Source organism: Sulfitobacter sp. M22, from assembly GCF_021736025.1.
GTDB lineage: Bacteria > Pseudomonadota > Alphaproteobacteria > Rhodobacterales > Rhodobacteraceae > Sulfitobacter > Sulfitobacter litoralis.
The window spans coordinates 114,661-136,463 of the sequence record NZ_WMEC01000001.1 but is presented as its reverse complement, the minus strand read 5'-3'; the positions used below and the strand labels follow the sequence as shown (position 1 = coordinate 136,463).

The 21,803-nt window shown below is 60.2% G+C and carries 20 protein-coding genes; 10 read left to right on the top strand and 10 right to left on the bottom strand.

What is annotated here, in order from left to right:
• Positions 1-24: 24 nt before the first annotated feature.
• From GLP52_RS00710 to GLP52_RS00690, 5 genes are all read left to right on the top strand, one after another.
• A complete protein-coding gene (locus GLP52_RS00710) occupies positions 25-237 on the top strand; it encodes a hypothetical protein (protein WP_237271328.1) in 213 nt (70 codons plus the stop codon).
• Between the two features lie 301 nt (positions 238-538).
• Positions 539-1,177, top strand: a complete 639-nt coding sequence (locus tag GLP52_RS00705) for a glutathione S-transferase family protein (protein ID WP_237271327.1) — start codon at positions 539-541, stop codon at positions 1,175-1,177.
• 18 nt (positions 1,178-1,195) lie between these two features.
• Entirely contained in the window at positions 1,196-2,407 is a 1,212-nt protein-coding gene (locus GLP52_RS00700) for an acetyl-CoA C-acetyltransferase (protein WP_093733528.1), read from the top strand.
• Positions 2,407-2,706 (top strand): acetyl-CoA acetyltransferase, encoded by a 300-nt coding sequence (locus GLP52_RS00695; RefSeq protein ID WP_237273314.1) that lies wholly within the window; start codon positions 2,407-2,409, stop codon positions 2,704-2,706. Before GLP52_RS00700 ends, GLP52_RS00695 begins: the two co-directional genes overlap by 1 nt.
• A 27-nt stretch (positions 2,707-2,733) precedes the next feature.
• Positions 2,734-4,935 carry a 3-hydroxyacyl-CoA dehydrogenase NAD-binding domain-containing protein gene (locus GLP52_RS00690; RefSeq protein ID WP_237271326.1) on the top strand — a complete coding sequence of 734 codons (2,202 nt, stop codon included), beginning with the start codon at positions 2,734-2,736 and terminating at the stop codon, positions 4,933-4,935.
• An 86-nt stretch (positions 4,936-5,021) separates the two neighbouring features.
• Here the strand turns inward: GLP52_RS00690 and GLP52_RS00685 are convergent, their stop codons facing one another.
• Positions 5,022-5,672 carry a sulfotransferase family 2 domain-containing protein gene (locus GLP52_RS00685; RefSeq protein WP_237271325.1) on the bottom strand — a complete coding sequence of 217 codons (651 nt, stop codon included), beginning with the start codon at positions 5,670-5,672 and terminating at the stop codon, positions 5,022-5,024.
• A 140-nt stretch (positions 5,673-5,812) separates the two neighbouring features.
• On the opposite strand from GLP52_RS00685, the gene GLP52_RS00680 reads away from it, so the two are divergent.
• On the top strand, positions 5,813-7,432 hold the full coding sequence (locus GLP52_RS00680) for an AMP-binding protein (RefSeq protein ID WP_237271324.1): 1,620 nt from the start codon (positions 5,813-5,815) through the stop codon (positions 7,430-7,432).
• Between the two features lie 6 nt (positions 7,433-7,438).
• Here the strand turns inward: GLP52_RS00680 and GLP52_RS00675 are convergent, their stop codons facing one another.
• Positions 7,439-7,963: a GNAT family N-acetyltransferase gene (locus GLP52_RS00675; RefSeq protein ID WP_237271323.1), complete on the bottom strand. Its 525-nt coding sequence runs from the start codon at positions 7,961-7,963 to the stop codon at positions 7,439-7,441.
• Between the two features lie 106 nt (positions 7,964-8,069).
• On the opposite strand from GLP52_RS00675, the gene GLP52_RS00670 reads away from it, so the two are divergent.
• Positions 8,070-9,083 carry a hypothetical protein gene (locus GLP52_RS00670; protein WP_237271322.1) on the top strand — a complete coding sequence of 338 codons (1,014 nt, stop codon included), beginning with the start codon at positions 8,070-8,072 and terminating at the stop codon, positions 9,081-9,083.
• Positions 9,084-9,170: 87 nt separating this feature from the next.
• Here the strand turns inward: GLP52_RS00670 and GLP52_RS00665 are convergent, their stop codons facing one another.
• The 5 genes from GLP52_RS00665 to GLP52_RS00645 all read right to left on the bottom strand — a co-directional run bounded on the left by GLP52_RS00665 (position 9,171) and on the right by GLP52_RS00645 (position 14,290).
• A complete protein-coding gene (locus GLP52_RS00665; RefSeq protein ID WP_237271321.1) occupies positions 9,171-10,496 on the bottom strand; it encodes an SPOR domain-containing protein in 1,326 nt (441 codons plus the stop codon).
• A gap of 89 nt (positions 10,497-10,585) precedes the next feature.
• Positions 10,586-11,218: a uracil phosphoribosyltransferase gene (gene upp / locus GLP52_RS00660; RefSeq protein WP_093733593.1), complete on the bottom strand. Its 633-nt coding sequence runs from the start codon at positions 11,216-11,218 to the stop codon at positions 10,586-10,588.
• Positions 11,219-11,393: 175 nt separating this feature from the next.
• The gene (locus GLP52_RS00655; RefSeq protein WP_237271320.1) at positions 11,394-12,587 is read right to left on the bottom strand and encodes a phosphopentomutase; all 1,194 of its coding nucleotides are present in this window, start codon (positions 12,585-12,587) and stop codon (positions 11,394-11,396) included.
• Positions 12,587-13,891 carry a thymidine phosphorylase gene (locus GLP52_RS00650; RefSeq protein ID WP_237271319.1) on the bottom strand — a complete coding sequence of 435 codons (1,305 nt, stop codon included), beginning with the start codon at positions 13,889-13,891 and terminating at the stop codon, positions 12,587-12,589. Before GLP52_RS00650 ends, GLP52_RS00655 begins: the two co-directional genes overlap by 1 nt.
• A 3-nt stretch (positions 13,892-13,894) precedes the next feature.
• Positions 13,895-14,290, bottom strand: coding sequence for a cytidine deaminase (locus tag GLP52_RS00645; RefSeq protein WP_093733518.1), 396 nt, complete (start codon positions 14,288-14,290; stop codon positions 13,895-13,897).
• A gap of 254 nt (positions 14,291-14,544) precedes the next feature.
• Between GLP52_RS00645 and GLP52_RS00640 the strand changes: the two genes are divergently transcribed.
• Complete coding sequence (locus tag GLP52_RS00640) at positions 14,545-16,818, top strand: NADP-dependent malic enzyme (RefSeq protein ID WP_093733517.1); 2,274 nt, start codon at positions 14,545-14,547, stop codon at positions 16,816-16,818.
• Between the two features lie 61 nt (positions 16,819-16,879).
• Here GLP52_RS00640 and GLP52_RS00635 read toward each other — a convergent pair whose 3' ends face one another.
• Positions 16,880-17,008: a malic enzyme gene (locus GLP52_RS00635; protein WP_093733516.1), complete on the bottom strand. Its 129-nt coding sequence runs from the start codon at positions 17,006-17,008 to the stop codon at positions 16,880-16,882.
• Positions 17,009-17,315: 307 nt separating this feature from the next.
• On the opposite strand from GLP52_RS00635, the gene GLP52_RS00630 reads away from it, so the two are divergent.
• A complete protein-coding gene (locus tag GLP52_RS00630) occupies positions 17,316-19,211 on the top strand; it encodes a propionyl-CoA synthetase (RefSeq protein ID WP_237273313.1) in 1,896 nt (631 codons plus the stop codon).
• A gap of 71 nt (positions 19,212-19,282) precedes the next feature.
• Here GLP52_RS00630 and GLP52_RS00625 read toward each other — a convergent pair whose 3' ends face one another.
• Complete coding sequence (locus GLP52_RS00625; protein WP_093733514.1) at positions 19,283-19,480, bottom strand: CsbD family protein; 198 nt, start codon at positions 19,478-19,480, stop codon at positions 19,283-19,285.
• A 111-nt stretch (positions 19,481-19,591) separates the two neighbouring features.
• Positions 19,592-20,347, bottom strand: coding sequence for an NAD kinase (locus GLP52_RS00620; protein WP_093733513.1), 756 nt, complete (start codon positions 20,345-20,347; stop codon positions 19,592-19,594).
• 171 nt (positions 20,348-20,518) lie between these two features.
• Between GLP52_RS00620 and glyA the strand changes: the two genes are divergently transcribed.
• Entirely contained in the window at positions 20,519-21,796 is a 1,278-nt protein-coding gene (gene glyA / locus GLP52_RS00615; RefSeq protein ID WP_093733512.1) for a serine hydroxymethyltransferase, read from the top strand.
• The last annotated feature ends 7 nt before the right edge of the window (positions 21,797-21,803 follow it).

The following is a 21,803-nucleotide window of genomic DNA, read 5'->3' as shown; positions in this document are numbered from 1 at the left end:
CTCCGCTGACTGAAAGGATGCCCCTTGCCCAAACGTTTCCGCCTGACCCGCCGCTTTCCCGTTGCCATGACCGAAGACGGCTATCGCCGTCTCAAGAAATTCGCGACAGAGGCCGGATTGGACGAAGGCGAAGCGCTGTCATTTCTCTTCGAGAACTTCAACAGCGTGATTGACGAGGAAAACCTAACCGCAAGACTGCGGCTTTTTAATGCGGAACTGGACGGACGAAAGAGGTAGCACACCACCACCACCCAAGTGCCCTGCCGAACCCGACCCTTCGGGGAGAGTTTAAGGGGCAAAATGAAGCGAAACACCCTGCCCTGATCACGCGATCAGCACGACCAAAGCAGGGCTTCACTTTGCACGCGGCCCGGCTCTCCAGCCTGCCGCGCGGGGGTTGAATACGACAAGATGATTAGTAACTGATTAACACAGACCCGCGCATCTTCATTTTGCCGGATAAACTCCACGGGGGTGTGGGGGTGTGAAACCCCCACGTGCTGACGGATCAACATACAGGACTTGAGGGAGGGTTCAGATGACCATCAAACTGCATTGCTTTGGCGAAAGCGGGAACGCTTATAAGGCGGCGCTTGCGTTGCAATTGTCGGGGCTGGATTGGGAGCCGGTGAAGGTCGATTTCTTTGGCGGCCAAACCCGCACACCGGATTACCGCACCACCATCAACAACATGGGCGAAGCCCCTGTGCTGATCGACGGTGACATCCGGCTGACGCAATCCGGTGTGATCCAAGACTATGTATCGGAACAATCGGGCAAATTCGGCGGCCGCACCAACGAAGAGCGCCGCGAGATCCTGCGGTGGGTATTGTGGGACAACCACAAGCTCAGCTCGAACGCCGGTATGACGCGGTTCTTGATAAACTTTCTCCCCGAGGACAAGCAGCCCAAAGAAGTCATCGGCTTTATGCAGGGGCGTCTGTCTGCCGCCTATGCCGTGTTGAACGACCACCTTGAGGGCCGCGACTGGATCGTCGGCGACGGTATCACCAACGCCGATCTCAGCTGCTGCGGCTATCTCTATTACCCCGAGCCTTTCGGATTTGTCCGCGAGGATTGGCCCCATATCGACGCGTGGCTTACGCGTCTGAGCGAAACACCGGGCTGGAAAGCCCCCTACGACCTGATGCCCGGCAGCCCCGTTGACCGCGCCTGACCCAAAGGGAGACACCACATGACCGAAGCATATATCTACGACGCCCTGCGCACCCCGCGTGGCAAGGGCCGCAAAGACGGTGCCCTGCACGAGCTCACCTCGTTGCGGCTATCCGCGCTGACTCTCAACGCCGTCAAAGAGCGTAACAACCTTGAAGGCCACGCCGTCGAGGACGTGATCTGGGGCAACGTGACCCAGGTGATGGAACAAGGCGGTTGTCTGGCGCGCTCTGCGGTGCTGGCATCCGATCTGGACGAACGCATCCCCGGCCTCGCGATCAACCGGTTCTGCGCCTCTGGCATGGAAGCCGTGAACCTGGCCGCCAACCAGATCAAGGGCGGCGCGGGCATGGCCTATATCGCCGGCGGCGTAGAGATGATGGGCCGCGTGGCCATGGGCAGCGATGGTGCTGCGATTGCCGTTGATCCGTCGCTCGCAATGGACCGTTATTTTGTGCCGCAGGGCATCTCGGCTGATATTATCGCGACGGAATACGGCTTTACCCGGGACGAGGCCGACAAACTGGCCGTGCAATCCCAACAACGTGCAAAGAAAGCATGGGACGAAGGCCGTTTTGCAAAATCCGTGATCGACATCAAAGACCAGAACGGTTTGTCGATCCTCAGCCATGACGAATACATGCGCCCGCAGACCGATATGCAATCGCTCGGCGCGCTGAACCCGGCGTTCCAGCAGATGGGCGAGGTCATGCCGGGCTTCGATAAGGTCGCGCTGATGAAATATCCGCACCTCGAAAAAATCAACCACATTCACCACGCCGGGAACTCCTCGGGTATCGTGGATGGTGCCGCGGCTGTGCTGATCGGCAACAAGGAATTTGGCGAGAAATACGGCCTCAAGCCGCGCGCGCGCATTCGGGCGACGGCCAAGATCGGCACCGACCCGACCATCATGCTCACCGGCCCCGTTCCCGTGACCGAAAAAATTCTTGCCGACAATGGAATGAACATCAACGACATCGATCTGTTCGAGGTCAACGAGGCCTTCGCGGCCGTGGTCATGCGCTTTATGCAGGCGTTCGATGTTGATGAGAGCAAGGTCAACGTTAACGGCGGATCGATCGCTATGGGTCACCCCTTGGGCGCGACCGGCGCGATGATCATCGGCACACTGCTGGACGAGCTGGAGCGGTCGGATAAAGAAGTTGGCATGGCCACTCTGTGCATTGCCTCCGGCATGGGTGCCGCAACCATCATCGAGCGCGTCTAATGGTACATGAATCCCACCCGTTTCTTGCCGTTGCTGAAATGGCCCCCAAAAAGGGCCTGAAAGATCTTAAGGTCAAAGTCGAGCGGGGCGGTACCTATGTGCGTCTGTACCAGAATGACCCGCCGCTGTTCTTTAAACACCGCAATGATCCAAGCGACAGTTTCGACCGCGAGAGTTTCAATGACTTCAAGCGGGTCTTGCTGAGCGAAGAAGATTGCGACGCAGGCCCCAAACCGACAATCGAGTTGATCAGATCGCTGCTTGAAAAATTCGCTGATTACACGCCTCAGCGCTCGTAACACACTCCAAATCAGGGAGAGATATAAATGACCGATTTCACCATTAAGACAGACGCCGACGGCGTCGCCATCATCACCTGGGACGTACCCGGAAAATCCATGAACGTCATGTCGATCGAGGGGCTGTCGGAACTGGACAGCATCATCGACACGGTTCTGTCCGACGACGCCATCAAGGGGGCCGTGATCACGTCGGGCAAGGACGGGTCCTTTGCCGGTGGCATGGATCTGAACCTGCTGGCCAAAATGCGCGAAGACGCGGGCGATGACCCCGCACAGGGGCTGTTCGACGGCACAATGAAAATGCACGCCCTGCTGCGCAAGATCGAACGCGCAGGCATGGACGCCAAGACCAATAAGGGCGGCAAGCCGATTGCCTCTGCCCTGCCCGGCACTGCCGCGGGCATCGGGCTTGAACTGCCGCTTGCGACACACCGCATCTTTGTTGCCGACAACCCCAAGGCCCGTATCGGTCTGCCCGAGATCATGGTCGGCATCTTTCCCGGCGCGGGCGGCACAACCCGTCTGACACGCAAACTAGGCGCGATGGCGGCGTCCCCCTTCTTGCTGGAAGGCAAGATGGTTGCTCCTGCCGCCGCGAAATCTGCCGGCTTGATTGACGAAGTTGTCGCTGATCCGGTGGCTGCTGCAAAAGAATGGGTCCTGAACGCCAAGGATGCGGACATCCTGAAGCCCTGGGATGCCAAAGGCTATAAGATGCCCGGCGGCGCACCCTATCACCCTGCGGGTTTCATGACCTTTGTCGGTGCCAATGCGATGGTCAACGGCAAGACCAAAGGCGCATTCCCTGCGGCCAAGGCCTTGCTGAGCGCCGTTTACGAAGGCTCACTTGTGCCGTTTGATACCGCGCTCAAGATCGAGGCACGCTGGTTCACCAACATCCTGCTGAACCCGTCGTCCTCTGCTATGATCCGGTCGCTGTTCCTGAACAAGGAAGCGCTGGAAAAAGGTGCAGTGCGGCCCGAAGGTGTTGCCGATCAGCGCGTCAAGAAGCTAGGCGTGTTGGGTGCCGGCATGATGGGTGCGGGTATCACGCTTGTGTCCGTACAGGCCGGGATCGAGGTCGTGTTGATCGACCAGACCCAAGAAGCCGCCGACAAGGGCAAAGCCTATTCCGCGAGCTTCTTTGACAAGGGCATCGCGCGCAAGAAATCCACCGAAGAAAAGAAAACCGCCGCGCTGGACCTGATCACTGCGACCACCGATCTGGATGCGCTGAAAGGCTGCGACCTGATCATCGAAGCCGTATTCGAAGACCCTACCGTCAAGGCCGAGATGACCAAGCGCGTCGAAGCCGTGATCCCCGAAGATTGCATCTTTGCCTCCAACACCTCGACCCTGCCGATCACCGAGCTGGCCAAGGCGTCCAGCCGTGCGGATCAGTTCATCGGCATCCACTTCTTCTCGCCGGTCGAAAAAATGGCGCTGGTCGAGATCATCAAGGGCGCCGAAACAGGCGACCGCGCGGTAGCCAAATCCCTCGATTATGTGCGCCAGATCCGCAAAACGCCCATCGTGGTAAATGACGCGCGGTTCTTCTATGCCAACCGCTGCATCATCCCCTACGCCAACGAAGGCGCCCGGATGATCACCGAGGGTACAGCACCGCAGCTGGTAGATCACGCGGCACAGCTGTTGGGCTTCCCTGTGGGGCCGGTGCAGCTGACCGATGAGACCTCGATCGATCTGGGGGCCAAGATTGCCCGCGCGACCAAGGCGGCCATGGGCAATGCCTATCCTGCGTCCCAAGCCGATGACCTGATCTTTTGGATGGAAGATCTGGGTCGTCTGGGCCGCAAGGCGAACGCGGGCTTTTTTGACTATGACGAAAAGGGCAAGCGTCAGGGCTATTGGAAGGGGATGCACGACAAGTTCCCGCTGGCCGACGAACAGCCAGACCTGCGCGATGTGCAGGACCGCCTGATGTTCGTTCAAGTGCTGGAAGCTGTTCGCGCGTTGGAAGAAGGCGTGCTGGAAGACATCCGCGAAGGCGACGTGGGCGCGATCCTTGGCTGGGGTTTTGCGCCTTGGTCCGGCGGCCCGTTCAGCTGGCTCGACATCATCGGCACACCCTATGCGGCGGAACGCTGTGACCAGCTGGAAGCGAAGTTTGGCGAACGTTTCAAATGCCCCGACTTGCTGCGTGAAATGGCAGAAAAGAACCAGAGCTTCTATGGTCGCTTTGGCCCCGACGCCAAAGCCGCCTGAGTTTTAGGCGACACCACACAAAATAGAAACGGCCAGCAGTTCATGCTGGCCGTTTTGCGTTGCGGTGATCGATGAGAGGCCTGCTCTCAGCCGTCGAAACGATACCCGAAACGTGTGATATCCTCGGCGCAGGCCGCAGCAATCAGGTCGCGTGTTTTTGCGGTATAATACCCCTGATAGCCCGCAGCACGGTCAGAGGCGTTTTCGCGGGGCAACGTCAGATCGAACCCCAGATGATCGAACAGCGGCTGCGCATCCCGCGAGAAATGCTCGATCCGGATGAACAGGTTGCTTTGATCTACTCCTGCACCATCACGCAGATAGGACCCATAGGGGGACGCAGCAAGACTACCTTGCACGGTAGCTGACTGAACGAACGCGCCGAACTCCAGCGACTTGGCCAGCCCCACTGCCGGATGGTCGAACCCTTGGTCGCGCAGCCAGTGGTAATAGCTGACCATCCGGTCCCACGGGTTTCTGACCAGCGCAAAGGCGAACATCTGGCCGATCTCTTCGCGGGTCACGACGCCTTCGATATCGGCGAGCGTCGAATGTTTCCAAAGCCGCCCCGCCGCCGTGACCCCCTGCAGCCGCTTGCGCCGTTTGCTGGCTTTGGGCGTATCCCCCAACAGCAAATCATCTTTCATCGCCCGCGCCTCAAGCGACAATGCCAGCGATGTGCCCCCCGTCTTTGGAATATGCACAAAGATATAGCTGCGCCCGCGGCTGATAATCATTGCCGCCTGCCTCTGGGCACGGTCGGTCGTTTTGCGCTTTGGCCCATCATTCTTCCCTCGCCTGCTTTTATCATCCTTCCCAAAACGGGGGATGCTGCGCAATAGTAACCGGAACCAAGAAACGAACGACTAGGTGCGCCATGGGCTGGATGACAAACGAAGACGGGCTGGACAAATGCGCGGCGAACTATGTGCCGCTGACACCGCTGTCGCATCTGAAGCGTGCAGCGCATGTCTTTGCCGATGTAACGGCGGTGATCTACGGCGCACACCGTGTGACCTATGCGCAGTATCACGCGCGCTGCTCTCAGCTGGCCTCTGCCCTATCGGGGGCTGGGATCGAAGCGGGTCAGGTGGTTGCTACCTTGCTCCCCAACATTCCCGCGCAGGCCGAAGCCCATTTCGGCGTGCCCGCGTGCGGTGCCGTGCTCAACACCATTAACACGCGACTGGATGTGGCGACGGTGCGCTATATCCTGAACCACGGCGAAGCGCGGGTGCTGCTGGTTGATACACAGTTCATCGATCTGGCCGAAGCCGCCTGTGCCGACCTGGACGGGCCTGCGCCCTTGCTCATCGAAGTGCCCGATGCTGGTTTTGCCGCGACAGGGCGTCATCCGACCTATGAAGATTTTATCGCGCAAGGCGACCCTGCCTTCGTATGGCATATGCCAAGCGACGAATGGGAAAGCCTTGCGCTGAACTATACCTCTGGCACCACGGGGCGGCCCAAAGGCGTGGTCTATCATCATCGCGGGGCCTATCTGATGACCATGGGGACAGTGGTGAGCTGGCGCATGGTGACGCGGCCTGTGTTCATGCAGATCGTGCCGCTGTTTCACTGCAATGGCTGGAACCACACGTGGATGATGCCCCTGCTTGGCGGCACGCTGGTCTGCTGCCGCGACATTACCGCAGCCGCAATCTATGACGCCATCGCAGACGAAGGCGTGACCCACTTCGGCGGTGCGCCTATTGTTCTGAACATGATGGTGAACGCCCCCGAAGCAGAACGCCGCACATTCAACCATCAGGTAGAGGTGTTCACCGCCGGTGCACCCCCCGCCCCCGCCACCCTGTCCAAAATCGAAGCCCTGGGGTTCAACGTTACGCAGGTCTACGGGCTGACCGAAACCTATGGCCATGTGACAGAATGCCTGTGGGACCCCGCGTGGGACAACGCTCAAGGGGCCGAACGCGCTGCGATCAAAGCCCGCCAAGGCGTCGCCATGCCCATGATGGAGGATATCACCGTGATGGACAGCCAAATGTCCCAAGTCCCGCTGGATGGTGCCACCCAAGGCGAGATCATGATCCGCGGCAATTCGGTGATGAAAGGCTATTTCAAGAACCCCGCCGCAACACGTGAAGTATTTGCAGGCGGACATTTCCATTCCGGCGATCTGGCGGTGCAACACCCCAATGGCCACATACAGATTGCGGACCGCGCCAAGGATATCATTATTTCGGGCGGGGAAAACATTTCATCTATCGAGGTAGAGGGCGTGTTGATGGGCCATCCCGATGTGAACCTTGCTGCCGTGGTCGCGCAGCCGGATGATAAATGGGGTGAAGTGCCTTGCGCGTTTATCGAGCTTAAACCCGGTGCAACGAGCGACGAAGCCAGCATGATCGCCTTTGCCCGCCAAACCCTTGCAGGGTTCAAAACGCCTAAACGGGTTATCTTTCAAGAGCTGCCAAAAACCTCGACCGGCAAGGTACAAAAATTCGAACTGCGCGCCGAGGCCGCGAAGTCATAGGTAATGCTACATCACGTTTTGAGAGATGATCGGATCGGCAACGATCATCGTCTCTGCCAGATTGACCGGCCCGAGCCGTTTTTCATATCGCCAGACATCAATCTGTAGCGGCCCTTCGCCGGTTTCGACCTCGTAGGGGATCGTGCCGGCCTGCACCCATCCGCAGGCCTCGTAGAACCGCGCGGCGCGCGTATTGCCGACCGTACAGGCCAGCCATTTCAGCCCATGGCCCAGCTCTGCCTCTGTCGCGGCCATCATCTGCTGCGCCCGACCAGAGCCTTGAAAGGCGGCGTTGATGTAGAACTGATAGATCTCGTCATGATCCACCATAAAAAAGCCCGCAATCTGCCCGTCAACCCAAGCCACCTTAGTATGTTTGAGATGCACGCGCATCCGCATCGTGAATTCCTCGGGTGTGCGCAGGGCCGTCAATGCTGTAGGGACAACGCTGGCATGAGCCTGATGCCATCCTTGATACCACATCTCGGCCAGTCTGGCGGCATCATCTGGATGTGCGGGCTTGATCTGCATGGGGACACTCCTTTAGAATTCTCCTATGCTGTCGTAAGTCCACCCATTGCTCAACCCGTGTCAGGTGGTAAACTATCCAAAACAGTTAGGCACTATACTTCAGGATATGACAGCCCTTTCCAAATACGCTCGGTTGGAAGCAACCGGACTCTGGCGTTCGGCCCCGGATGCGCAACGTCGCGAGGTCATCGTGTCGATCGGCGATGCGACGCTGGTAATCTCTGACCTTAGGGATCAGGCGCTGACCCATTGGTCACTGGCGGCTTTGGCGCGGTCAAACCCCGGCACCCGCCCTGCGATTTTCCACCCCGACGGCGACCCCAGTGAAACGCTGGAAATCCCCGACAACGAAGGAGAGATGATCGATGCCATCGAAACCCTGCGCCGCGTCGTCGAACGCCGTCGCCCCCGCCCGGGGCGGCTGCGGTTTGCCGGGGTGCTGACCTCGGCGTTGGTGGTGGCGGCCGTGGCGCTGTTCTGGCTGCCCGGTGCCTTACAAGATCACACCCTCAAGGTTGTCCCCAAGGTCAAACGCACCTCTATCGGGACGTCGTTATTGAAAAAGATCGAACGGGTGTCGGGTGGCGCTTGCACCAATGCGCGGGGTCGGACTGCGCTGGCAAAACTCGGAGCGCGCCTGTCGTCGGAACCGATGGTTGTGCTGCCGGCCATGACCCGTCCCAGCCTGCACCTGCCAGGCGGTCTGATTGTGCTGAACAAAACCCTGTTCGAAGATTACGAGTCCCCCGATATTGCTGGCGGCTATATTCTGGCAGAGCAAACCAAACGCACCGTCACAGATCCGCTGCAACATATGCTGGCGACGATCAGTATCCGCGAAAACTTCCGGTTACTAACGACCGGCGATGTATCCGACGCGGCCCTGACGCGGTATGCGGAGCACCTGATGGCCGAACCGTCCCCCGAACCACCGGTAGATGCCTTGCTCGCACGGTTCGAAAAGCAGCGGCTGCACAGCACTCCCTATGCGCAGGCGCGCGACATCACCGGCGAAACGGTCCTCCCCCTGATCGAGGGCGATCCGATGAACGGCAAAGAAACCGACCCGCTGCTCAGCGACGCGGACTGGCTGCGGTTACAAAACATCTGCGGCGGGTAACGCAGACATCAACACACTGATATAAAACGCAAAAGGCCAGCAGGATCGCTCCGGCTGGCCTTTTGTCTGTGTGATCGCACTTGACTGTCAGCGGATATAAGCATCGCCATAGCCAGCACCGCGCAGCTTGCCCAATGCCGCAGGGGCCGAGGACGCGCCAAAAGGTCCGGCCTGCACCGACAGATAGGTCTTGCCGCCGCGGGTGGATTTGCCGATCCGCGCGCCCATGCCCATCCGCGCGATACGTTGCGCGGCGCGTTGTGCGTTTGCGCTGTCACCATAGACGCCGATTTGCACATAGGTCTTGCCCGCAGCACGCGGGGTCGCGGGTGCAGTTGCCACCGGCTTGGGCGCAGAGCGGCTGGAATAGACCGGCTTGCGCTTAGCTGGGGCAGCATTTTTGTTGCGTACAATGCGCTTGACCAGTTGGCCGTTGCGTTTGGCAAAGGTCACGTCGCCCAAGTCACGGCGCTGCTGTTCAACCGATGTATAAGGATAAACCAGCGGCAGGCGCGCCGTAACGTCCTGACCAGTCTTCTGGTTGATCAAACGGCGCGGCACGGTGTTGGTCCAGATCAGCAGCATCTGGGACCGTCCGGCGAGGTTCTGCTCTGCCCGTTTCGGGTTCAGACGATCGTCTTCCCACACGGGACGATAGCCTTTTGGCACGGCCACATTGGCATAGGTGTTCTGGCGGTTGATCGCGACGTGCTTTGGCACAATGCGGGTATAGGCATGTGCAGGCGCGGGTTTTGCAGGGGCCGTCACACGGCGCGTCGTACTCACATGGGACGGCGCTGTTCCCGTCACAGCAACCTGCGCTGTCGAGGGCAGGATTGGCGCGGTTTGCGGACCGCAACGCACAACAACCCCTTTGGTCCGCGAACCGGAATATTGCTGGCTGATCGCCGACCGCCCTGCACACGTGCTGGGGACCTGCGCAACAGCAACCGGAGCCTGCGTTATAGGGGCTGCTGGCACATCGACAGAGCGCGGCACCGGCTGGCGCACGACTTTGGGTGCTTTCTGGCGTACAACAACCGGCTTGGCCTTGCGCTGTGGCAAGGGCCGTGCCGCAACCGTGGGCTGCTTGGCCGCGACGGGCGCGCTGTTCACGGTGATCTGTACCGGCGCGTCAGCAGCACCGGCAGGTGCACTGGCAGCTGTCTGCACATTGGTCGGTTTGAACCCGCACACCCCCTGACGCTTGCGCGAGACGCGCGGCACCCAGGTCACATTGCCATCAATACCGGCCCGAATGTACACACAGCCTTTGCTGTCGACATATTGCTTGCCTTTATACGACGCCGACGGGAATTCCGCTGGCTGGTCGCGAAAGCTTTGCGCTTGTGCAATTCCTGCGCCAAGTGCGCTCATCAACGCCGCTACAGCCACAATACTAGTAAATTTCATCTGCGCCCCCACACAATGTAGTAAACAAACCATGCGCGATCCCGGTTTCAGAGTAAAGCACCCTGATCACCGGATCGCCCATTTGCGCCTTATTTGGTCCCGAACATCCGGTCACCGGCGTCACCAAGCCCGGGAATGATATATCCCAGCTCGTTCAGCTTCTCATCGACAGCCGCGGTCACAATCGGCACATCGGGATGAGCCTCTTTCATCCGCGCCACACCTTCGGGGGCAGCCAGCAGACACAGGAACCGGATATTGGTCGCGCCCGCCTTCTTCAGCATGTCGATCGCCGCCACAGATGAATTACCCGTCGCCAGCATCGGGTCCACGGCAATAACCAAACGGTCATCCAATCCCTCTGGCACCTTAAAGTAGTATTCAACGGGCTGCAGGGTTTCCTCGTCACGATACAGGCCAACAAAGCCCACCCGTGCCGACGGGATCAGCTCAAGCACGCCGTCCATCAACCCGTTGCCCGCGCGCAGAATCGAAATCAGCGCCAGTTTCTTGCCATCCAGCGTCGGCGCGTCCATCGGCTGCATTGGCGTGTCGATCCGCTTGGTCGTCATCGGCAGGCCGCGCGTCACCTCGTATGCCAAAAGCTGGCTGATCTCGCGCAGCAACTGGCGGAACGCCGCGGTGGACGTCGATTTATCCCGCATGATTGTCAGCTTGTGCTGCACCAGTGGATGATTAACGACGGTCAGGTGGTCAATGATATCGGACATCGGGGCGCTCTCCATATTACTTGGCTGAACTCATGCCCCGAAAAGCCGTGCCCCGCAACCACCGCGTCCGGGCAGGCTTCATTTTGCCAGTCAAACTCCGGGGGGATCGCGGCCCTGCCGCGATGGGGGCTGGCCCCCACCCGACCGATACGCCGCCGAGCAGAGATTAATCGGGCACCGCAACCCCTAGATGCCGCGCCACCAGCGTTGCAACATCGCGAAAACCGATCTGGCCCAGCGTGCCAGCACCCCGTCCTGCCACCAGAACTGGCACCCGCTCGCGCGTGTGGTCGGTGCCGACCCATGTCGGATCATTGCCATGATCTGCGGTTAGAACCAGCATATCGCCGACCCTTAGTCGCCCCAGCAGCTTGCCGATCTCGGCATCGAACCATTCAAGCGCACGAGCATAGCCCGACACATCGCGCCGGTGCCCGTAAAGACTGTCAAATTCGACGAAATTCGCAAAGGTCAGGCTGCCGTCTTCGGCGGTGTCGATCAAATCGCCAAGATGCCCCATCAGCGTCGCGTCGGCCCCTTTGCGCACCTCGTCAAAACCGGCCATCGAAAAGATGTCACCGATCTTGCCCACCGCATACACACGCGCACCACTGTCCTGCACCCAGTTGCTGAGCACCGGCGCAGGCGGCTTGATTGCAAAATCGCGACGGTTGGTCGTGCGGGTAAACCCGCTTTGTGCATCCCCGACAAAGGGGCGTGCGATCACACGACCGACTTTCATTTCATGCGCAATAGGAGCCATCTTTTCGCATAGGTCCAACAGCCGTTGCAGGCCAAAGCTTTCCTCGTGGGCGGCAATCTGCAGCACGCTGTCAGCCGAGGTATAGCAGATCGGAAAACCGGTCTTGATGTGTTGCGCGCCAAACTCCTCGATAATGGCGGTGCCCGGGGCGTGGCAGTTGCCCAAAATCTCGTCCGTCCCCGCAAAGGCCGCAAGCTGCGCCACCAGTTCGGGCGGAAACGACCGCGACACCTCGGGAAAGTAATGCCAGTCCCACGGCACGGGCAAACCCGCCAATTCCCAATGCCCCGACGGCGTATCCTTGCCCCGCGACACCTCCGTCGCTGCCCCCCATGTGCCGCTGGGGACGCAATCCAGACTGTCGATACGAAGCCCGCTGGCCAGTTCAATCGCGGGGCCCAGACCCAGCGACGCCAGATGCGGTACTGTCAAAGGGCCGCTACGCCCGTTTTCTGCACCACCCTCCGCACAGGCCTGCGCGATATGACCCAGAGTATTCGCGCCGGTGTCTGGCACTGCACCGTTAAAGAAAGTGTCCGCGTCCGGTGCACCGCCGATGCCGACTGAATCCATTACAATCAGAAAAGCACGCGCCATCAGCCGACCCTCTCTACAATCAAATCAGGGATAGGGACCGGCTTCGGGCCAATCGTAATCGCGCCCCGCACCGCCTGCGCTGCACGTTCGGCATCATCGGCGCGGGCGGCATGAACGACTGCCAGCGGGCCTTTGGACGACACCTTGGCCCCAAGCCGCACAACGTCGGAAATCCCGACGGCGGGGTTGATCTGGTCCGTCTCGACCGCGCGACCGCCGCCCAAGGCGACCACGGCAAGGCCCAACGCTTCGCCGTCAATCGCTGTCACATAACCGGCTTTGGCTGCGGGCACTTCGCGGATGATTGGTGCCTCGGGCAGGAACCGCGTCCAGTTTTCAACGAACTTCGCAGGGCCACCCATGGCGGCGATCATCACGCCAAACCGTTCCGCCGCGCGCCCCGACCGGATCGCTTGGGCGATCATATCCGCGCCGACCTGCACGTCGCCGGCCAGCCCGGCATTGGCCAGCAAAACACCCCCAAGGGCCGCACAGACCGATACGATCGGCCCCTTGCTGTGCCCCGTCAGGACACGCATCACCTCTGCCACCTCAAGCGCATTGCCAAGGCTTGGCACCAAAGGTTGGCTCATGTCGCTAATCACCGCCGTTGTCCGGCATCCACTGGCATTCGCAGTCTTGGTCAACGCTGTGGCAAGCGCCTGCGCCTGCGCCAGATCTTTCATAAAGGCACCGCTGCCGACCTTGACGTCCAATACCAAGCCGTCCAGCCCCGCCGCGAGCTTTTTCGACAGGATCGACGCGGTGATCAAATCCAGACTGTCCACGGTCGAAGAGACATCGCGCACCGCATAAAGACGTTTGTCCGCAGGCGCGATACCGTCGGTCGCACTGACAATCGCGCAGCCAGCTCTCGCCACCACCGCGCGAAACTGCGCCTCGTCCAACGTGGTATTCACTCCCGGGATCGCTTCGAGCTTATCCAGCGTCCCGCCGGTATGCCCCAGCCCGCGTCCCGAGATCATCGGCACAAAGGCCCCGCAAGCCGCCAAGGCCGGTGCCAGCACAAGGCTTACACAATCGCCCACGCCGCCAGTGGAATGCTTATCCAACACCGGCCCGTTCAGGTCCCAGTCAAACACCCGTCCGCTGTCGCGCATGGCCAGCGTCAGGGCGACGCGCCCCACATCGCTCAGGCCGACCTGACAGACACCCATCGCAAACGCCCCGGCCTGTGCATCACTGACCCGACCATCTGCCAAAGCCATCGCGAACCAGACCAGCTCTTCGCGGTTCAATGACCGCCGGTGTCGCAGTTTGGACAGGATCGCGCGGGCATCCATGGCCTAGCGCTCCATATGGGCGCGGCCAAAGGCGCCGGGCAGCAGCTCGGCCATCGTCATCACCTCTTCAACGCCAGAAACGGTCGCCATGGTCACGCGCGCCTCGCCCTGTCCGAACTCTGCCAGTTTCTGACGGCAGCCGCCGCAGGGCGTGACGGGCATAGGGCTTCCCGCGATCACATAAGCCTCGACAAAGGCTGTTTCGCCCGCCGCAATCATCGCCGCAATCGCCCCCGCTTCGGCGCAGGTGCCCTCGGGGTAGGCCACGTTCTCTACGTTGCAGCCGACGAAAATCGACCCCGACGCCGTGCGCAGCGCCGCCCCCACCTTGAAGTTGGAATAGGGCGCATAGGCATTTTCTTGCACGGCGCTGGCGTGCTGGCGCAAATCGTTGGTCATAAATCCCCCAAGGTTTCATAAAACTATAAAAACCTTTCGCCAAAGTTGCGATGCCAAAAGCGGAAAAATGCGCAGCTTCATTTTGCCAGGCAAACTCCGGGGGGATCGCGGCCTGCCGCGATGGGGGCTGGCCCCCTCCCACCTGCATGATCACCCCTGCCCTGCGCGGTGCAGCGCCCCTTTCCAAAAGTCGTATTGGCGCGGCTTGAAATTTAGTTTAACGCTAAACTACTCTCTTAAAGGACCGCCAAAACATGACCGATGCGCCAAATCTGCGCCAAGCCGCGCTGGACTATCACGCCTTTCCCAAGCCCGGAAAACTCGAAGTGCGTGCGACGAAACCGCTGGCAAATGGCCGTGATCTGGCGCGGGCCTATTCCCCCGGCGTCGCCGAAGCCTGCCTTGAAATCAAGGCTGATCCCACAACGGCTGCCCTCTATACCACCCGCGCGAATCTGGTGGGCGTTGTCACCAACGGCACCGCAGTCTTGGGGCTTGGCAACATCGGCGCGCTTGCGTCCAAGCCGGTGATGGAGGGCAAAGCCGTCCTGTTCAAAAAGTTCGCCAATATCGACTGTTTCGATATCGAACTTGACCAAACCGATCCTGAAAAGCTCGCCGATCTGGTCTGCGCGCTGGAACCGACCTTTGGCGCGATCAACCTCGAAGACATCAAGGCCCCCGACTGCTTTACCGTGGAACGCATCTGCCGCGAGCGGATGAACATACCGGTTTTCCACGACGACCAGCACGGCACGGCGATTGTCGTTGGTGCCGCCGTGAAGAACGCGCTTTTTGTAGCGGGCAAGAAATTCGAGGACATCAAGATCGTATCCACAGGTGGCGGCGCGGCGGGCATTGCTTGCCTGAACATGCTGCTGAAACTCGGTGTCAAACGCGAGAACGTCTGGCTGTGCGATATTCACGGGCTGGTCTACGAGGGCCGCGAGATCGACATGAACCCGATCAAATCGGAATACGCGCAGAAATCCGACCTGCGTGATCTGGCCGATGTGATCCATGACGCCGATCTGTTCCTCGGCCTGTCCGGCCCCGGTGTGCTGAGCCCTGAAATGGTGCAGAAAATGACGCCGCAGCCGATCATCTTTGCTTTGGCCAATCCCACGCCCGAGATCATGCCCGACCTTGCCCGCGCCGTTGCCCCTGACGCGATTATCGCGACGGGCCGGTCGGATTTTCCCAATCAGGTCAATAACGTGCTGTGCTTCCCCTTTATCTTTCGGGGGGCACTGGACGTCGGCGCAACGACCATCAACGACGAGATGAAGATCGCTTGTATCGACGGCATTGCAGCCCTCGCCCGCGCCACCACGTCGGCCGAGGCGGCAGCGGCCTATCAGGGCGAGCAGCTGACATTCGGCCCCGATTACCTGATCCCCAAACCCTTTGATCCACGCTTGATCGGTGTCGTCTCGACCGCCGTGGCGAAGGCCGCGATGGAGACAGGCGTCGCCACCCGCCCGATCGAGGATCTAGCCGCTTACCGCCACAAGCTGGACAGCTCGGTCTTCAAATCCTCCATGTTGATGCGCCCCGTTTTCGAAGCCGCCCGCATTGCGCCTCGCCGGATCGTCTTTGCCGAGGGCGAAGACGAACGCGTATTGCGCGCCGCGCAGGCGATGGTCGAGGAAACCAACGAGCGGCCCATCCTGATCGGCCGCCCGGATGTCATCGAACGCCGCATCGAAAAGGCGGGTCTCACCATCAAACTGGGCGAGACTGTGGATCTGGTGAACCCCGAAAATGACCCGCGCTACCGCGACTATTGGGAGACCTATCACAACCTGATGGCCCGCCGTGGCGTGTCGCCCGACATCGCCCGCGCGATCATGCGCACCAACACCACTGCCATCGGTGCTGTCATGGTCCATCGCGAAGAGGCCGACAGCCTGATTTGCGGTACCTTCGGGGAATTCCGCTGGCACATGAACTATATCGAACAGGTTCTGGGCCGCGACGGGCGTCGCCCGCACGGGGCCCTGTCGCTGATGATCCTTGAAGACGGGCCATTGTTCATCGCGGACACGCAGGTCCATCTGCACCCCACCCCCGAACAGATCGCCGAGATCGCCATCGGGGCTGCGCGCCATGTGCAGCGCTTTGGCATCGAACCCAAAATCGCGCTGTGTTCGCAAAGCCAGTTCGGCAATCAGGGGGAAGGATCGGGCAAACGCTTGCGTGCCGCGCTGCGATTGCTGGACGCCGGCAACCACGACTTCTGCTATGAAGGCGAGATGAACATCGACGCCGCGCTTGATCCCGAGCTGCGCAAACGACTGCTGCCCTCGAACCGGATGGAAGGAGCCGCCAACGTGTTGGTCTTTGCCCATGCAGACGCCGCATCGGGCGTGCGCAACATCCTAAAAATGAAGGGGGGCGGGCTTGAGGTCGGACCGATCTTGATGGGGATGGGCAACCGCGCCCACATCGTGTCATCCTCCATTACCGCACGCGGGCTGCTGAACGTCGGGGCTATCGCGGGCACGCCCGTCGCCGAATACGGCTAAGCCCCATGTGAAAACGCCGCCCTCACGCGGGGGGCGGCGTTCGACCGGAACCGGCGCGGGATTACTTGGCCGGCTTGATGCCTTTTGCGGCAAACGGTGCCTTGATATCGGACACGTTGCTTGGCGTCGGCTTGGCAGGCCGCGCGTCGGCTTTGGACTTTTTCTTCTTGTTGGCGAGCTTGTCACCCATTGTCTTGGACCTTTGTTCACAGACGCAAGGGGCAGCGTCATGCGGCCCCTGAACCCGACGCTGCGCCCCTCACCGCCCCCGGTCTGATCCAAATTCGACGCAATGGTCTGAATTCGACATTTTGCATCCGGTCGTTGGCAGGATGCCGTGCATCGGCCAGAACGCGCTTGTCAATTTCCACACAGGCAGCACAGGGGCTCCTGTAAAATTTATTGCTGGATGGCACGTGTTTTAGGCGCAAGCTCTTGCTCTTGCCCGCGGCTCTGGCCTACCAAAAGTGATACGCGTTCACGGGAGGGAGCCGCTTATGGGGTATCACGACATTTACAAAAGCTGTCAGGACGATCCTGAAGCCTACTGGTTAGAGCAATCCAAAGCCATCGACTGGGAGCAAGCTCCGCGTCAGGCGCTGTTCGACAAAGGCAATGATCTGTACGAATGGTTCGCGGATGCCAAGGTAAATGCGTGTTACAACGCCGTGGACCGGCACGTCGAAAACGGCCGCGCCGATCAGGTGGCGATTATCCACGACAGCCCGATCACCGGCACCCAGACCAAGATTACTTTTGCCGAGCTGCAAACCCGCGTCGCCGCCGTCGCAGGTGTGCTGCAGGCGAATGGCGTGGGCAAAGGCGACCGCGTGATCATCTATATGCCGATGGTCCCCGAAGCACTTGAGGCGATGCTGGCTTGTGCGAGGATCGGGGCGGTGCATTCGGTTGTATTCGGCGGCTTTGCGTCAAACGAGCTGGCCGTGCGGATCAACGACTGCACCCCCAAAGCCATCATCGCCGCGTCCTGCGGGTTGGAACCTTCGCGCGTGGTGGCCTACAAGCCGCTGCTGGACGGGGCCATCGAACAGGCCGACCATAAACCCGATTTCTGCCTGATCCTGCAGCGCGAACAGGCCCCCTGCGATTTGATACCGGGGCGCGACCTGGATTGGCACGACGCGCAAGAAGGCACGCCCCCTTCCCCCTGCATTGTGGTCGAGGGCAACCACCCCGCCTACATTCTTTACACCTCGGGCACGACCGGCGCGCCCAAGGGCGTCGTGCGCCAGACCGCTGGCCATCTGGTTGCACTGAACTGGACGATGAAGAACATCTACAACGTCGATCCGGGCGACGTGTTCTGGGCTGCGTCCGATGTGGGCTGGGTCGTGGGCCACAGCTATATCTGCTATGGCCCGCTGGTGCATGGCAACACGACAGTCGTGTTCGAAGGCAAGCCCGTGGGTACACCTGATGCGGGCACCTTCTGGCGCGTTATCTCTGAACACAATGTGCGCAGCTTCTTTACCGCCCCCACCGCGATCCGCGCCGTCAAACGCGAAGACCCCAAGGGCGAAGAGATCGGGAAATACGACATTTCGTGCTTGCGTGCGCTTTATCTGGCGGGGGAACGGGCCGACCCCGATACCGTGATCTGGGCGCAAGAAAAGCTGGGCAAACCTGTCTATGACCATTGGTGGCAGACCGAAACCGGCTACACCATCGTCGGCAACCCCGCGGGGCTCGAGGCGCTGCCGGTCAAGGTCGGCTCCCCCACGGTGCCGATGCCCGGCTATGATGTGCAAATCCTGAACGAGGCAGGCGAACCACAGCCTGCAGGCACGCTCGGCTCTATCGCGATCAAGCTGCCCCTGCCCCCCGGCACGCTGCCAACCTTGTGGAATGCCGAAGAGCGGTTTCGCAAAAGTTACCTCACGACCTATCCGGGATATTACGAAACCGGCGATGCGGGAAAGATTGATGAGGACGGATATCTTTATATCATGGCGCGCACCGATGACGTGATTAACGTCGCGGGCCACCGCCTATCGACCGGCGCGATGGAGGAAGTTCTGGCAAGCCACCCTGATGTTGCCGAATGTGCCGTGATCGGCGTCAGCGATCAGCTGAAGGGACAGGCCCCGATGGGGTTTGTCTGCCTGTCCAAAGGCGTCAACCGTCCGCGTTCAGAGATCGAAGCCGAATGCGTAAAGCTGGTACGAGACCAGATCGGGCCTGTTGCGGCCTATAAAATGACGTTGGTGGTGGACCGCCTCCCTAAAACCCGTTCGGGCAAGATCCTGCGGGCCACGATGGTCAAACTCGCGGATTCGGAGCCCTTCAAGCTGCCTGCCACGATCGATGATCCCGCCATTCTGGACGAGATCAAGGCAGCGCTGCAAACCATCGGATATGCCAAGGTCACCTAAGCGCCGTCGTGTCCCCAAACGTAAAGAAGGCGGCTCATTGAGCCGCCTTCTTTATTCAATCACTGGGCAGGTTAATGCTTGGCGACGAAACCGTCGACTTGACGCTCAGCCTCGTCCTTGGCCACGCCGTAGCGAGCCTGGATCTTGCCGACCAACTGGTCGCGCTCACCGGCGGCCTCTGTCAGGTCATCGTCGGTCAGATCGCCCCATTCTTCTTTAACCTTACCGGTCATCTGGCTCCAGTTACCTTTGATTGTATCCCAATTCATGTCAGGTCTCCTTTTGCTATAATTCCAAACGATGAAAGCACCATATTGGCCCCTCATGCGTCTCGGAATATCAACGCGCAAAAGCCGATGCGGTTCCGCCTGTCGCGCGGATTAGTTGAACTGTTCACTGATCAGCCGTTCTTCCAACCCATGACCCGGATCGAACAGAATACGGTGTTCAATCAGCGGGTCTGACGCAATTTCGACGACCACGACATCCCGGTACGAATTACCGTCCGCATCAGCCATCACCGGACGCTTGGCGGGCTCCAGCACATCAAAGCGCACGGTCACCGTTTTCGGCAGCAAGGCCCCGCGCCAGCGGCGTGGCCGAAACGCCGCCATCGCCGTCAGGGCCAGCACGTCCGCGCCAATCGGCAGGATCGGGCCGTGTGCGGAATAGTTATAGGCGGTGGACCCGGCAGGCGTCGCCACCAGTGCGCCATCGCAGACCAATTCTTCCATCCTAACGCGCCCATCGACGCTAATGCGCAGCTTGGCCGCCTGCGGGCCCTCGCGCAGCAGGGCGACCTCGTTCAGGGCCAGCGCTTTGGACGTTTCGCCATTCGCATGGGTCGCGACCATCACCAACGGGTTAATCACCGCTTCCTCGGCGGCACGTAGCCGCGCCACCAAATCTTCCTCGGCATAGGTGTTCATCAAGAACCCGATCGTGCCGCGGTTCATCCCATAGACCGGCGTCGACAATTCTTGCGAGTCGTGCAGTGCCTGCAGCATGAACCCGTCGCCCCCTAGGGCCACAATCACTTCGGCCTCTTCGCGCGTGGCATTGCCATATCGGGCGCTGAGCGCGGTCAGCGCATCTTGTGCAACATCAGAGCGGCTTGCGATAAAAGCGATCTTCATGGGCGGATGTTTCCAATGAGGGATATTCACAGTCAAAAGAACCACATATCGCGCGGGCCTACCAGCTTTGCCGCATATGACGGTGCGACCGGCGTAATACGACCTTCACCCCCGTACCGGATTAAGCTAGACCACCTGCAACCCGTATCTGCAGTCAAAGGAACCATGCCCATGACCGGTTTTTTCACCACCCCCCTGTCCGAAGCCGATCCCGAAATCTTTGGGTCCATCACAGACGAGCTGGGCCGCCAGCGTAACGAGATCGAACTAATCGCCTCCGAGAACATCGTCTCTGCGGCTGTTATGGCGGCGCAAGGGTCAGTGATGACCAACAAATACGCCGAAGGGTACCCGGGCCGTCGCTATTATGGCGGGTGTGAATTTGTCGACGTGGCAGAAAACCTGGCCATTGAACGCGCCTGCAAACTGTTCAACTGCGACTTCGCCAACGTCCAGCCGAACTCTGGCTCGCAGGCAAACCAGGGTGTGTTCACCGCGCTGCTGCAACCCGGCGACACCATTCTGGGGATGAGCCTGGACGCGGGCGGCCACCTGACACACGGGGCCAAGCCGAACCAGTCCGGCAAGTGGTTCAACGCCATCCAGTACGGCGTGCGCAAGGAAGACAATCTGCTCGACTATGATCAGGTCGAAGCGCTGGCCAAAGAGCACCAGCCAAAAATGATCATCGCAGGGGGCTCTGCCATCCCGCGCCAGATCGATTTCAAACGCATGCGCGAAATTGCCGATATGGTCGGTGCTTACCTGCACGTAGACATGGCGCATTTTGCCGGTCTGGTTGCAGCGGGCGAACATCCCTCGCCTTTCCCCCACGCGCATGTGGCCACAACCACAACCCACAAAACCCTGCGCGGACCGCGCGGCGGCATGATCCTGACCAACGACGAAGCGCTGGCCAAAAAGTTCAACTCGGCCATCTTCCCCGGCATTCAGGGTGGCCCGCTGATGCATGTCATCGCGGCCAAAGCCGTGGCCTTCGGCGAAGCGCTTAAGCCCGAGTTCAAGACCTACATCCAGCAGGTCGTTAAAAACGCCCAGGCCCTCAGCGACCAGCTGATCAAAGGCGGGCTCGACACGATCACCCACGGCACTGATACACACCTGCTACTGGTCGACCTGCGCCCCAAAGGCGTCAAAGGCAACGACACCGAAAAAGCACTGGGTCGTGCGCATATCACCTGCAACAAAAACGGCGTACCGTTTGACCCTGAAAAGCCCATGGTCACCTCCGGCATCCGTCTGGGCTCGCCCGCTGCAACCACCCGCGGGTTTGGAGAGGATGAATTCCGCCAGATCGCTGACTGGATCATCGAAGTCGTCGACGGGTTGGCCGCCAATGGGGCCGACGGCAACGCCGACGTCGAAGCAAAAGTCAAAGCCGAAGTCGAAGCGCTTTGCGCCCGCTTCCCGATCTACCCCGACCTCTAAAGCGCCG